Origin of the sequence: uncultured Stenotrophomonas sp. (genome assembly GCF_963519925.1) — a bacterium.
Classification (GTDB): domain Bacteria; phylum Pseudomonadota; class Gammaproteobacteria; order Xanthomonadales; family Xanthomonadaceae; genus Stenotrophomonas; species Stenotrophomonas maltophilia_AE.
Genome location: NZ_CAUQPH010000009.1, coordinates 51575 through 64602, shown reverse-complemented (window position 1 = coordinate 64602; position 13028 = coordinate 51575). Strand labels below are relative to the sequence as shown.

Sequence of the window (13028 nt, the reverse complement as noted above, 5' to 3'; positions counted from 1 at the left end):
GTCGCGGCCAGCTACACCGGCACCGCCGCGCTGGAAGCGCGCGCCGAATCGCAGGTGGTGGCCAAGACCTCCGGCGTGGCGCTCGCGGTGCTGGTCGAGGAAGGACAACAGGTCCGCGCCGGCCAGCCGCTGGTGCGGCTGGACCCGGACCGCGCACGCCTGGCGGTGGCGCAGAGCGAAGCGCAGATGCGCAAGCTGGAGAACAGCTACCAGCGCGCCAACCGGCTGGTCGACCAGCAGATGGTCAGCGCCGCCGACGTCGACCAGCTGCGCTACGACCTGGAAAATGCGCGCGCGCAGTACCGCCTGGCGACGCTGGAGCTGTCCTACACCACGGTGGTGGCGCCGATCTCCGGCGTGATCGCCTCGCGGTCGATCAAGACCGGCAACTTCGTGCAGATCAACACGCCGATCTTCCGCATCGTCGACAACTCGCGGCTGGAAGCCACCCTCAACGTGCCCGAGCGCGAGCTGGCCACGCTGCGGCCCGGCCAGCCGGTGACGCTGGTGGCCGATGCGCTGCCGGGCAAGTCCTTCCCGGGCACGGTCGATCGCATTTCCCCCGTGGTCGACGCCGGCAGCGGCACCTTCCGCGTGGTCAGCGGCTTCGGCGAAGACGCCGCCGGCCTGCAGCCAGGCATGTTCGGGCGCATCCGCATCGACTATGACCAGCGCGCCGATGCCCTGGTGGTGCCGCGCCTGGCCCTGCTCGATGATGGCGATCCGGCGGTGTTCCGCGTGCGCGACGGCAAGGTGGCGCGGGTGCCGGTCAAGCTCGGCTACGCCGAAGGCCCGTGGGTGGAAATCCGCGACGGGCTCGCGGTCGGCGACAAGGTGGTCACCGCCGGCAAGGTCGCCCTGCGCGACGGCACGGCGGTGCAGGTGATCGGCGACAAGCCGGCCACGGCCGTGGCCAGCAAGGCCGCGCCGGCCAAGGCGGAGACCCGTCAATGAGTTCCGCCGGCCACGATCACGGCAGCGAACCGCACCCGGGCGACCACCCGGGCGCAACCGGCGGCGGACTGGTGGAGTTCGCCACCCGCCGCCGCGTCACCATCTTCATGTTCATGATCACGCTCGTGCTGTTCGGGCTGATCGCACTCGGCAACCTCAAGGTCAACCTGCTGCCCGACCTGAGCTATCCGACCCTGACCGTGCGCACCGAATACACCGGTGCGGCGCCCAGCGAAATCGAAACGCTGATCACCGAGCCGGTCGAGGAAGCGGTGGGCGTGGTCAAGAACCTGCGCAAGCTGAAGTCGATTTCGCGCACCGGGCAGAGCGACGTGGTGCTGGAGTTCGCCTGGGGCACCAACATGGACCAGGCCAGCCTGGAGGTGCGCGACAAGATGGAAGCGCTGAACCTGCCACTGGAGGCCAAGGCCCCGGTGCTGCTGCGCTTCAATCCGTCCACCGCGCCGATCATGCGGCTGGTGATCGCGGCCAAGGGCGATCCGGCCAGCGATGCCGACGCCGTGCGCCAGCTCACCGCGCTGCGCCGCTATGCCGACGAGGACCTGAAGAAGAAACTCGAACCGGTGGCCGGCGTGGCCGCGGTGAAGGTGGGCGGCGGCCTTGAAGACGAGATCCAGGTCGACATCGACCAGCAGAAACTGGCCCAGCTCAACCTGCCGATCGACAACGTCATCAAGCGGCTCAAGGAAGAGAACATCAACATTTCCGGCGGGCGCCTGGAGGAAGGCTCGCAGCGCTTCCTGGTGCGCACCGTCAACCAGTTCGCCGACCTGGAAGACATCCGCAACCTGCTGGTGACCACCCAGAGCAGCACCGGCAGCGCTGCGGACGCGGCGATGCAGCAGATGTTCGCCATTGCCGCGTCGACCGGTTCGGATGCCGCCGTCGCTGCCGCCTCGGCAGCGCAGAGTGCATCCAGCAGCAGCTCGACCAACATCGCCAACGGCGTGCCGGTGCGCCTGAAGGACGTGGCCACGGTGCGCCAGGGCTACAAGGAACGCGAAGCGATCATCCGCCTGGGCGGCCGCGAAGCGGTGGAGCTTGCGATCTACAAGGAGGGCGATGCCAACACCGTCGCCACCGCCGAAGCGCTGCGCGCGAAACTCGAGCAGATCAAGGCGCAGATCCCCGGCGACGCCGAGCTGACCACCATCGAAGACCAGTCGCGCTTTATCGAACACGCGATCAGCGACGTCAAGAAGGACGCGGTGATCGGCGGCCTGCTCGCGATCCTGATCATCTTCCTGTTCCTGCGCGATGGCTGGAGCACCTTCGTGATCAGCCTGTCGCTGCCGGTCTCGATCATCACCACGTTCTTCTTCATGGGCCAGCTGGGGCTGAGCTTGAACGTGATGTCGCTGGGCGGGCTGGCACTGGCCACCGGCCTGGTGGTGGACGATTCGATCGTGGTGCTGGAAAGCATCGCCAAGGCGCGCGAGCGTGGCCTCGGGGTGCTGCAGGCCGCCATCGTTGGCACCCGCGAGGTCAGCATGGCCGTGGTCGCCTCGACCCTGACCACCATTGCGGTGTTCCTGCCGCTGGTGTTCGTCGATGGCATCGCCGGGCAGCTGTTCCGCGACCAGGCCTTGACCGTGGCCATCGCCATCGCGATCTCGCTGCTGGTGGCGATGACCCTGATCCCGATGCTGAGCTCGCTGAAGGGTCGGCCGCCGCTGGCGTTCCCGGAGGAGCAGGCGCAGGCCGCCTGGCAGCCGCAACAGCGCTGGCTGAAGCCGGTGGCCGGAAGCCGCCGCGGGCTGGGCGCACTGCTGCGCTGGACCGTGTTCGGGATCGCCTGGATGGTGGTGAAGCTGTGGCGCGGGCTCACCGCGGTGATCGGTCCGGTGATGCGCAAGGCCAGCGACCTGGCGATGAAGCCCTACTCGGGCGCCGAACGTGGCTACCTGCGGCTGTTGCCGAGCGCGCTGGCCCATCCCGGGAAGGTGCTGGGTCTGGCCGGGCTGGCCTTCGTCGCCACCCTGGCCGTGGTGCCGATGCTGGGCGCGGACCTGATCCCGCAGCTGGCCCAGGATCGGTTCGAGATGACCGCCAAGCTGCCGGCCGGCACGCCGCTGAAGCAGACCGATGCGCTGGTGCGCGAGCTGCAGCTGGCGCATGCCAGGGACGACAGCATCACCTCGTTGTATGGCGTGAGCGGCAGCGGTACGCGGCTGGATGCCAGCCCGACCGAGAGCGGGGAAAACATCGGCAAGCTCACCGTGGTCATGGCCGACGGCGGCAGTGCGCGCACCGAAGCGGCGATCACCGAGCGCCTGCGCGACTCGATGCGCGGCCACCCGGGCGTGCAGGTCGACTTCGCGCGGCCGGCGTTGTTCAGCTTCTCCACGCCGCTGGAAGTGGAACTGCGCGGCCAGGACATGGCCACGCTGGAACGCGCCGGTCAGGCCTTGGCTGCGCGCCTGCGCAGCAATCCGCACTACGCCGACGTGAAGTCGACCGTGGAAGAGGGCTTCCCCGAAATCCAGATCCGCTTCGACCAGGAACGTGCCGGCGCACTCGGCCTGACCACGCGGCAGATCGCCGATGTGGTGGTCAAGAAGGTGCGCGGTGACGTGGCCACCCGTTACAGCTTCCGCGACCGCAAGATCGACGTGCTGGTCCGTGCGCAGGAAGGCGACCGTGCCAGCGTGGAAAGCATTCGCCGCCTGATCGTCAACCCGGGCAGCACGCGCCCGGTGACGCTGGACGCGGTGGCCGAAGTGGTCGCCACCAACGGTCCGAGCGAGATCCATCGCGCCGACCAGACCCGCGTCGCGGTGGTCTCGGCCAACCTGCGCGACATCGACCTGGGCGGCGCCGTGCGCGAAGTGCAGGACATGGTGGCCAAGGATCCGCTGGGTGCCGGCGTTGGCATGCATATCGGCGGGCAGGGCGAGGAGCTGGCCGAATCGGCGCGCTCGCTGATCTTCGCCTTCGGCCTGGCGATCTTCCTGGTGTACCTGGTGATGGCCTCGCAGTTCGAATCGCTGCTGCATCCGTTCGTGATCCTGTTCACCATCCCGCTGGCGCTGGTCGGCGCGATCCTGGCGCTGATGCTCACCGGCAAGCCGATCTCGGTGGTGGTGTTCATCGGCCTGATCCTGCTGGTCGGCCTGGTGACCAAGAACGCGATCATCCTGATCGACAAGGTCAACCAGCTGCGCGAGGCCGGGGTGGCCAAGCACGAAGCGCTGGTGGAAGGCGCGCGCTCGCGCCTGCGGCCGATCATCATGACCACGCTGTGCACGCTGTTCGGGTTCCTGCCGCTGGCGGTTGCAATGGGCGAGGGCGCGGAAGTGCGCGCGCCGATGGCGATCACCGTCATCGGTGGCCTGCTGGTGTCCACCCTGCTCACCCTGCTGGTGATCCCGGTGGTGTACGACCTGCTGGATCGCCGCGGCGATGCCTACTACCGCGAGCGGGGCCGCCAGCATGCGCACCGGGGCGTGGCGGGCGGACCGGCCGGCGACGCGGCACAGGAGCCGGCATGAGCATCGCCGAGTTTTCCATCCGCCGCCCCATCACCACCATCATGTGCTTCGTCTCGCTGGTGGTGGTGGGGCTGATCGCCGCGTTCCGGCTGCCACTGGAGGCGCTGCCGGACATCTCGGCGCCGTTCCTGTTCGTGCAGGTGCCTTACACGGGTTCTACCCCGGAAGAAGTCGAGCGCACCATCATCCGCCCGACCGAAGAAGCGCTGGCGACGATGACCGGGATCAAGCGCATGCGCTCCCAGGCCACCTCCGAAGGCGCCAGCATCTTCATCGAGTTCAGCGACTGGGATCGCGACATCGCCATCGCCGCCTCCGACGCGCGCGAGCGCATCGATGCGATCCGTTCCGACCTGCCCGACGACCTGCAGCGCTACAACGTGTTCAAGTGGTCCAGCAGCGACGAGCCGGTGCTGAAGGTGCGCCTGGCCAGTGCCACCGATCTCACTGGCGCGTACGACATGCTGGACCGCGAGTTCAAGCGGCGCATCGAACGCATTCCCGGGGTGGCGCGGGTGGAGATCTCGGGCGCGCCGCCGAACGAGGTTGAAATCGCGATCAGTCCCGATCGGCTGACCGCGCACAACCTGAGCATCAACGAACTGAGCGAGCGCCTGCGCACGCTGAACTTCTCGATCTCGGCCGGGCAGATCGACGACAACGGCCAGCGCGTGCGGATCCAGCCGGTCGGCGAAATCACCGACCTGCAGGAGCTGCGTGAGCTGGTGATCGACACCAAGGGCCTGCGCCTGGGCGACATCGCCGAGATCCGGCTCAAGCCCACGCGCATGGCCTACGGCCGTCGCCTGGACGGCAATCCAGCGGTGGGCCTGGACATCTACAAGGAGCGCAGCGCCAACCTGGTGGAGGTGTCGCGCGCGGCGCTGGCCGAAGTCGAATCGATCCGCAAGCAGCCGTCGATGCGCGACGTCAACATCCGGGTCATCGACAACCAGGGCAAGACGGTGACCTCGTCGCTGCTGGAACTGGCCGAGGCCGGTGCGGTCGGCCTGCTGCTGTCGGTGACGGTCCTGTTCTTCTTCCTGCGCCACTGGCCGTCCACGCTGATGGTGACGCTGGCGATCCCGATCTGTTTCGTGATCACCCTCGGCTTCATGTACTTCGTCGGGGTCACGCTCAACATCCTGACCATGATGGGCTTGCTGCTGGCGGTGGGCATGCTGGTCGACAACGCGGTGGTGGTGGTGGAGAGCATCTACCAGGAACGCGAGCGCATGCCCGACCAGCCGGTGCAGGCGTCGATCATCGGCACCCGCAACGTGGCCATCGCGCTGAGCGCCGGCACCCTGTGCCACTGCATCGTGTTCGTGCCGAACCTGTTCGGCGAGACCAACAACATCAGCATCTTCATGGCGCAGATCGCGATCACCATCTCGGTCTCGCTGATGGCCTCGTGGCTGGTGGCAGTGAGCCTGATCCCGATGCTGTCGGCGCGCATGCAGACGCCCAAGCTGGTGCATTCGCAGCGCGGCGTGATCGCCCGGCTGCAGCGTCGCTACGCCACCCTGCTGCAGTGGACGCTGGAACACCGCGGCTGGAGCGTGCTCGGCATCCTGCTGGTGGTGCTGGTCAGCCTGGTGCCGATGAAGCTGACCAAGGTCGACATGTTCGGCGGTGAAGGCGGCACCGATGTGTTCATCGGCTACAACTGGAAGGGCGCGTTCACCCGCGAGCAGATGTCCGACGAAATCGCGCGGGTGGAGAAGTACCTGGACCAGAACCGCGAGAAGCTGCACATCACGCAGGTCTATTCCTGGTACAGCGAGCAGGAAGGCAGCAGCACCATCGTGACCCTGGACGAAAAGCACGCCGGCAACATGGCGGCGGTGCAGGAGTCGCTGCGCAAGGGTCTTCCGCGCTCGGCACGTGCCGACTACATCGTTGGCAACCAGGGCGGCGACGGTGGCGGCGGTGGCAGCAAGGGCGTGGAGGTGCAGCTGGTGGGCGATTCGACCCAGATGCTGCAGCAGATCGGCGAGGACGTGGTGCCGCTGCTGGCCCAACGCAAGGAGCTGCGCGACGTGCGCATCGATAATGGCGAGAAGGGCAGCGAGCTGTCGATCCATGTCGACCGCGAACGTGCCGCCGCGTTCGGGTTCAATGCCGAACAGGTCGCCAGTTTCGTCGGGCTGGCCCTGCGCGGTGCGCCGATGCGCGAGTTCCGCCGTGGCGACAGCGAGGTGCCTGTGTGGGTGCGTTTCGCCGGGGCCGAACAGAGCAGCCCGGAAGACCTGGCCAGTTTCACCGTGCGCACCGGCGACGGGCGTTCGGTGCCGCTGCTGAGCCTGGTCGACGTCAGCATCAAGCCGTCGGCGACGCGGGTGGGGCGTACCAACCGCCAGACCACGCTGACCATCAAGGCCAACCTGGCCGAGAAGGTGACCGCGCCGGAGGGCCGCAAGGCGATGGAGGACACGCTCAAGCCGATGAGCTTCCCGGCCGGCTACACCTTCACCTTCGACGGCGGGGATTTCGGCGACGACAACGAAGCCATGCAGCAGATGATGTTCAACCTGGTGATCGCGCTGGTGATGATCTACGTGGTGATGGCGGCGGTGTTCGAATCGCTGCTGTTCCCGGCTGCCATCATGAGCGGGGTGCTGTTCTCCATCTTCGGCGTGTTCTGGCTGTTCTGGCTGACCGGGACGTCGTTCGGGATCATGTCCTTCATCGGCATCCTGGTATTGATGGGCGTAGTGGTGAACAACGGCATCGTGATGATCGAGCACATCAACAACCTGCGCCGGCGCGGCATGGCCCGCACCCAGGCGCTGGTGGAAGGCTCGCGCGAGCGTCTGCGCCCGATCATGATGACCATGGGCACGGCGATCCTGGCGATGATCCCGATTTCGTTGACCGACACCCAGCTGCTGGGCGACGGCCCGCCGTACTACCCGATGGCGCGGGCCATCGCCGGCGGCCTGGCCTTCTCGACCGTGGTCAGCCTGCTGTTCCTGCCGACCATCTACGCCATGCTGGACGACATGGCGATCGCCACCGGCCGCATCGTGCGGCGGGCGAGGGGCCTGCCGCCAAAGGGCAGCGACGCGGTGATCGAGCCGGCCTGATCCGGCAGGGCGCCGGCTCCTGGCCGGCGCCTGTCGTGGAGGGTCCGGCGGACCTCAGGCCTTGCGCAGGAACCAGGTGCGCACCTTGTACGCGTGGCCGAAGTCGACATGGCCGAACCGTGCGATGTCGCGGTTGCCGCGCCGGTAGTAGCGCCACGAGGCGGATTGGCGCGCGGTCGACGGATCGTAGAAGGCATCAAGGTGTCCCACGGGCACGCCCTTGGGGGTAACGTGCATGACCACGCTGCGCCGCATGCGTGCGGCCGCGTGCGGTGCACCGCCATGGAACAGTTGCGGGTGCCAGATGATCACGTCGCCCGGGGCGACGTGCACGGGTCGGGGCGACAGTCCCACCGCGTCGCACTGGGCCGCGACCACGGCCTGGTAAGCAGACCAGCCGGCAGGCGCCAGGGGATCGATCGGTCCGTCCCCGAACACCTCGCGGCGGATGGCCTGCACATCCACCGGCGGCAGTTTGTGGCTGCCCGGCACCACCATCAGTGGCCCGTTGTCGTCGCCGACCTCATCCAGCGCAACCCAGACGCCCATGTAGCGCTCGGCGGGGGTGGTGGCGAACACGGGTGTGTCGCGGTGCAACGCCTGCTCGGAGCCACGTTCGTAATACAGCGTGGTGTAGAGCGACGTCGGTTCGCCGAAGAACCGGTCGCACACGGCGATCGCGGCATTGTCGGTGAGCAGTCGGGTCAACGCGTCCACGACCAGGTGCAGGTTGACCACGCGCGAAAGGCGGCCGTGCTCGTCCAGGTTGCGCGACGCCGCCTTCGCATTGCGCTGCTTGAATCGGGCGATGCGCCCGTTGAGCTCCTCCACCAGCGCGGCATCGACGGCCCCGCGCACCACGACGAAGCCATCGCGTTCCAGGTTGTCCAGGTGTTCCATTGCTGCTCCTTGCATTCGCTGTGTGCTGCCGATCCAGGTGGGGGTGCCGCGCTATGCCGCCACTTTTCCCCACACCTGGAAGCCGGTCAGCCAGAGTCCGAGCATGCTGCCGAGGTTGGTCAGCATGAAGGTCAGGACCACGCGGGTGACCCGGTTGCGGTACCAGCCGCGCACGCTCTGCGCGTCGTCGCGCAGCTTGAGGAAGTCCTCGTAGGCCGGTTTGCGCAGGCGGGCTTCGACCAGGGCGGCGAATGCGCCGGTGGGGATGCTCAGCCGGAACGGCTTGAACGGGGCGACCACGATGGCGGTGAGGATGCTGAGGGGATGGCTGCCAGCGAGCAGGCAACCCAGGCCGGCCAGGCCGCCGGTGTACATCGCCCACACCGCCAGCAGTTCGGTGCCCACGCCCAGTCCACCGCGGTAGAAGCCCACCGCGATCCCGGCCAGCACGATCGCCAGGATGGCCAGGGTGATCCAGGGAATGTTGCGCTTCTTCGGCACCGCTTCAAGCGATTCGCGCAGCGGGCCCGGTGCCTCGGTATCGGTTTCCAGGTACCGGGCCAGCCCGGCGAGATGGCCGGCGCCGACCACGGCAAGGACCTCGCGCTGGGCCGGGTCGTGTACTTCGCGCAGGCGGGTGGCCATGTAGCGGTCGCGCTCGCCGATGATGGTTTCATACAGCGCCGGGCTCTCGCTGGCGAACTCGCCGAAGCTCGCTTCCAGCATGTCACCCTGCTTGAGCTTCTCGATCTCGTCTTCGCCGACCTCTTCGGAGGCGAACAGGCCGGTGCCCAGGCCCATGACCAGCTTGATCTTCCCGAAGAAGCCCAGCCGCTGCGAGGCCCGCTTGAAGGTCAGCCCCACTTCGCGGTCGATCAGGTGCACGGGCAGGTTGCGTTCGTTGGCCAGGCCCACGGCGCGCTTGAGCTCGGCACCGGGCTCGATGCCCAGTTGTTCGGCCAGGCGGCGCTGGTAGGCGGCCAGGGCGAGGTTGGCGGCGAACAGCGCCACGCGGCCCTTGCGGATCACCTCGACCAGGTCGAGCTTGGCCAGTGCATCGGGATTGGTCAGCGCCTGCAGGCGCTGCGGATCCAGCTCCACCGCGACGGCATCGAAGCGGCCGCTGTTGATGGCGCGTTCCACCACCTCCACGCTGGCCTGCGAAACGTGAGCAGTGCCCAGCAGGGTATAGCGCACGCCATCGCGCTCGACCACGCGCACGGGTTGGCCGGCGAACAGGGTGTCGCCGTTGTCGTCCATCAGGTTGTCGGTCATTTCATCATTCATTCGAAGGGGCGCTGTCGACACCATCGCCGAGCGCGCGCTGCATCTGCACCGTGTCCAGCCAGCGCCCATGCTTGCGGCCCAGGCCACGGAAGATGCCGACCAGGTGGAAGCCGAAGCGTTCGTGCAGCTTGATCGAGGCGGTGTTGGACGGCTCGCCGATCACCGCCACCATCTGGCGGTAGCCGCGCGCGACGCAGGCGTCGATCAGGCCCTGCATCAGCGCGGTGCCGACGCCCTTGCCCTGGAAGGCGGCGTCGACATAGACGGAGTTTTCCACCGTCCACTGGTAGGCGATGCGGCCACGGTAGGTGTTGGCATAGGCGTAGCCGGCGACCTGGCCATCGACCTCGGCCACGAGGTAGGGGAACCCGCGCGCGACGATGTCGTGCATGCGCCGCTGCATCTCGGCCGCATCCGGAACGTCGTACTCGTAGGTATTGACGAAGTCGGTCACTTCCACGGCATAGATGGCGGTGATGGCCGGAATATCGGCATCGGTGGCGTCGCGCAGCAGCACGGTCACGGGGCGGGCTTCCTGTGGGGGATCAGTCGATGTAGCGCTTGAGCAGGTCGCCGTAGGCGTCGATGCGGCGGTCGCGCAGGAACGGCCAGATCCGGCGGACGTGTTCGCTGCGCTGCAGGTCGACGTCGCAGACCAGCACGGTCGGCTCGGCACCGGCTTCGGCAATGAATTCGCCCTGCGGGCCCAGCACGTGGCTGTTGCCCCAGAACTGGATGCCGGAGGCGCCCAGCGGCGAGGCTTCATGGCCGACGCGGTTGCAGCTCAGCACGGGCACGCCGTTGGCCACGGCATGGCCGCGGTGGCTGAGCACCCAGGCATCGCGCTGGCGGCCCTGTTCGTCCTTCTGGTCGTCCGGGTCCCAGCCGATGGCGGTGGGGTAGAGCAGCAGTTCGGCACCGGCCAGCGCCATCAGGCGCGCGGCTTCCGGATACCACTGATCCCAGCAGACGAGCACGCCAAGGCGACCCACCGAGGTATCGATCGGCTTGAAGCCGATGTCGCCGGGGGTGAAGTAGAACTTCTCGTAGAAGCCGGGGTCGTCCGGGATGTGCATCTTGCGGTACTTGCCCAGCAGGGTGCCGTCCTTTTCGAACACCACGGCGGTGTTGTGGTACAGGCCGGCGGCGCGGCGCTCGAACAGCGAGCCGACGATGACCACGCCGTGCTTTTTGGCGAGCGCGCCGAGGCGTTCGGTGCTCGGACCGGGAATCGGTTCGGCCAGGTCGAACTCATCCACCGACTCGTGCTGGCAGAAGTACGCGCCGTTGTGCAGTTCCTGCAGCAGGATGAGCTTGGCACCCCGGGCAGCCGCTTCAGCCACGCGCGTTTCGATCACGGCCAGGTTGGCGGCCGCGTCACCGTGGTTGCGCTCCTGGATCAGGGCGACGGAAAGGGTGTGGCGAGAGCTCATCCGGGGCGGTCCTGCTGGGGGAAAAACGCAGTTTATCGCGGATGGGTGTGTGCGGCGTGCTGGGCGATAAACGGGGTGCGTGTCTGGTCGCGAAGAGCAGCTGTTCACCTTTACGGGCTGGGCCGGCCGACGGGCAGCCCAGCTCAGACCAAGCGATGGCCACCGGCTGTTCGCCCAAAACCAAAAGCGCCGGGCAAAAAGCCCGGCGCCAGGGAAACCATCGAATGCCGATGAGCTTTACGCAGCCAACAACCCGGAAGGCAACTGCATGGTGATGCAGTGCAGGCTGCCGTTCTGCCAGATCAGCGAGCGGCAGGGAACCTGCACGATCTCGTGGTTCGGATAGGCCTGGGCCAGGACGTCGCGCGCCGCGTCGTCGGCCACGTCGCCGTAGGCCGGCATCAGCACCGCGCCGTTGAGGGTCAGGTAATTCGCGTAGGACGCCGCCAGGCGGCGGCCCTCGTCCATCACCGGGCGTGCCCATGGCAGCGGGAACAGCCGGTACGGCTGGCCGTCGGCCGTGCGCAGCGCCGCCAGTTCGTCGCCCATCGCCTGCAACTCGGCGAAATGCGAGTCCGTGCTGTCGTCGCAGGCCTGGTAGACGATGCTGTCCACCGACGCGAAGCGCGCCAGGGTGTCGATGTGCGCGTCCGTGTCGTCGCCTTCCAGGTAGCCGTGGTCGAGCCACAACACGCGGTCCTGCGCCAGCCAGCTGGCCATGTCCGCGCTGAGCGAGGCACGGTCGCGGTCCGGATGGCGCTCGTGCAGGCACTGCCAGGTGGTCAGCAGGGTACCGGCACCATCGGTCTCGATCGCCCCGCCTTCGAGCGCGAACGGGATGCTCTGCAGCTCCGCGTCGGCGAACAGCCCCGCCTGGTGCAGCACGCCCACCAGCTGGTCGTCCAGGCTTGCCTCGAACTTGCCGCCCCAGCCGGTGAAGCGGAAGTCCAGCAGGCGGAAGCCGCCGTCGGCGCGGCGCAGCGTGATCGGGCCCGAATCGCGCAGCCAGGTGTCGTCGTACTGCGCAGTGACGAACCGCACCCGCCCGGTATCGATCCGGTTCGAGCGCAGGCGCGCATCGGCGTACGCCTCCAGGTCGTCGTCGGCCACGATGATCACCACCGGCTGGAAGCGGGTGATGGCCGCGACCAGCGCGATGTAGGTGTCCTCGACGTCACCCAGGCGGTCGGCCCAGTCGGTGTCGGCGTGGGGCCAGGCGATCAGGATGGCGGACTGGGATTCCCATTCGGCCGGAAAGCGGAGCGTGTCGTTCATGGTCTCGATGCGATGGCCCGCCGGGCGGCGGGCGTGGTTGTGGATCAGCGGATCGGCGGCTTCGGGCCAACTTCGTTGGCGTCGGCCTTGTTGGCCACCACGTCGATCACCTTGGACTTCTCGAAGTACACGGTGAACATCGGGTAGACCCAGCGGTTGATGGTCGGCCACTGGCGCTTCTGGCCGCCACGCGGCTCCAGCTTCTCGGTGGGTTCACCAAACGCGCTCAGCACCTGGCTGGCGGTCTGACCGCGCACCGGTACCACCGGCGCGGCCTGCTCCTTGGTGCGGTCGATCAGCAGGGTATCGGCGTGGGCGCCGGCACAGGCCAGCAGGGCCAGCAGCGGCAGGGTGGTCAGGTAACGCTTCATCTCGATCTACTCCCCAGTCATCAAGAAAGGAGCCACGACCGGCGGTCGTGGCCAACAACGGCATCAGGACCAGTGGTCATGATCTACCGGCGGATCCGGCAAGGCAGCCATGACCGGTGGTCGTGGCACACCCGGCGATTACAACAAAATCGGCAATAAAAAACCGCCCGGAGGCGGCTTTTTATTCAGGCAGGTCGCGACCGATGG

9 protein-coding genes are annotated in these 13028 nt (G+C 67.5%); 3 read left to right on the top strand and 6 right to left on the bottom strand.

Annotation, left to right across the window (positions count from 1 at the left end; genetic code table 11):
• The 3 genes from RWO33_RS03475 to RWO33_RS03465 all read left to right on the top strand — a co-directional run.
• The coding region (locus RWO33_RS03475) for an efflux RND transporter periplasmic adaptor subunit (protein ID WP_314102018.1) at nucleotides 1-954 on the top strand (954 nt) is incomplete at its 5' end.
• Nucleotides 951-4466, top strand: coding sequence for an efflux RND transporter permease subunit (locus RWO33_RS03470; RefSeq protein WP_314102016.1), 3516 nt, complete (start codon nucleotides 951-953; stop codon nucleotides 4464-4466). The genes RWO33_RS03475 and RWO33_RS03470, both read left to right, overlap by 4 nt.
• A complete protein-coding gene (locus RWO33_RS03465) occupies nucleotides 4463-7555 on the top strand; it encodes an efflux RND transporter permease subunit (RefSeq protein ID WP_314102014.1) in 3093 nt (1030 codons plus the stop codon). Before RWO33_RS03470 ends, RWO33_RS03465 begins: the two co-directional genes overlap by 4 nt.
• A gap of 54 nt (nucleotides 7556-7609) precedes the next feature.
• Here the strand turns inward: RWO33_RS03465 and RWO33_RS03460 are convergent, their stop codons facing one another.
• The 6 genes from RWO33_RS03460 to RWO33_RS03435 form a co-directional block, all read right to left on the bottom strand.
• Nucleotides 7610-8455, bottom strand: a complete 846-nt coding sequence (locus RWO33_RS03460) for a phytanoyl-CoA dioxygenase family protein (RefSeq protein ID WP_314102012.1) — start codon at nucleotides 8453-8455, stop codon at nucleotides 7610-7612.
• A 51-nt stretch (nucleotides 8456-8506) separates the two neighbouring features.
• The gene (locus RWO33_RS03455) at nucleotides 8507-9742 is read right to left on the bottom strand and encodes a TraB/GumN family protein (protein WP_314102009.1); all 1236 of its coding nucleotides are present in this window, start codon (nucleotides 9740-9742) and stop codon (nucleotides 8507-8509) included.
• Nucleotides 9735-10265, bottom strand: coding sequence for a GNAT family N-acetyltransferase (locus RWO33_RS03450; RefSeq protein ID WP_314102007.1), 531 nt, complete (start codon nucleotides 10263-10265; stop codon nucleotides 9735-9737). Before RWO33_RS03450 ends, RWO33_RS03455 begins: the two co-directional genes overlap by 8 nt.
• 22 nt (nucleotides 10266-10287) lie before the next feature.
• Nucleotides 10288-11175: a carbon-nitrogen hydrolase gene (locus RWO33_RS03445; protein ID WP_314102005.1), complete on the bottom strand. Its 888-nt coding sequence runs from the start codon at nucleotides 11173-11175 to the stop codon at nucleotides 10288-10290.
• A 237-nt stretch (nucleotides 11176-11412) separates the two neighbouring features.
• Entirely contained in the window at nucleotides 11413-12450 is a 1038-nt protein-coding gene (locus RWO33_RS03440) for an agmatine deiminase family protein (RefSeq protein ID WP_314102003.1), read from the bottom strand.
• A 44-nt stretch (nucleotides 12451-12494) separates the two neighbouring features.
• Complete coding sequence (locus tag RWO33_RS03435) at nucleotides 12495-12821, bottom strand: hypothetical protein (protein WP_145477870.1); 327 nt, start codon at nucleotides 12819-12821, stop codon at nucleotides 12495-12497.
• Nucleotides 12822-13028 lie beyond the last annotated feature (207 nt).

Coding starts and splice junctions, on each gene's coding strand:
- RWO33_RS03470 (WP_314102016.1), top strand. CDS start 951: ATGAGTTCCGCCGGCCACGATCACGGCAGCGAACCGCACCCGGGCGAC.
- RWO33_RS03465 (WP_314102014.1), top strand. CDS start 4,463: ATGAGCATCGCCGAGTTTTCCATCCGCCGCCCCATCACCACCATCATG.
- RWO33_RS03460 (WP_314102012.1), bottom strand. CDS start 8,455: ATGGAACACCTGGACAACCTGGAACGCGATGGCTTCGTCGTGGTGCGC.
- RWO33_RS03455 (WP_314102009.1), bottom strand. CDS start 9,742: ATGAATGATGAAATGACCGACAACCTGATGGACGACAACGGCGACACC.
- RWO33_RS03445 (WP_314102005.1), bottom strand. CDS start 11,175: ATGAGCTCTCGCCACACCCTTTCCGTCGCCCTGATCCAGGAGCGCAAC.
- RWO33_RS03440 (WP_314102003.1), bottom strand. CDS start 12,450: ATGAACGACACGCTCCGCTTTCCGGCCGAATGGGAATCCCAGTCCGCC.
- RWO33_RS03435 (WP_145477870.1), bottom strand. CDS start 12,821: ATGAAGCGTTACCTGACCACCCTGCCGCTGCTGGCCCTGCTGGCCTGT.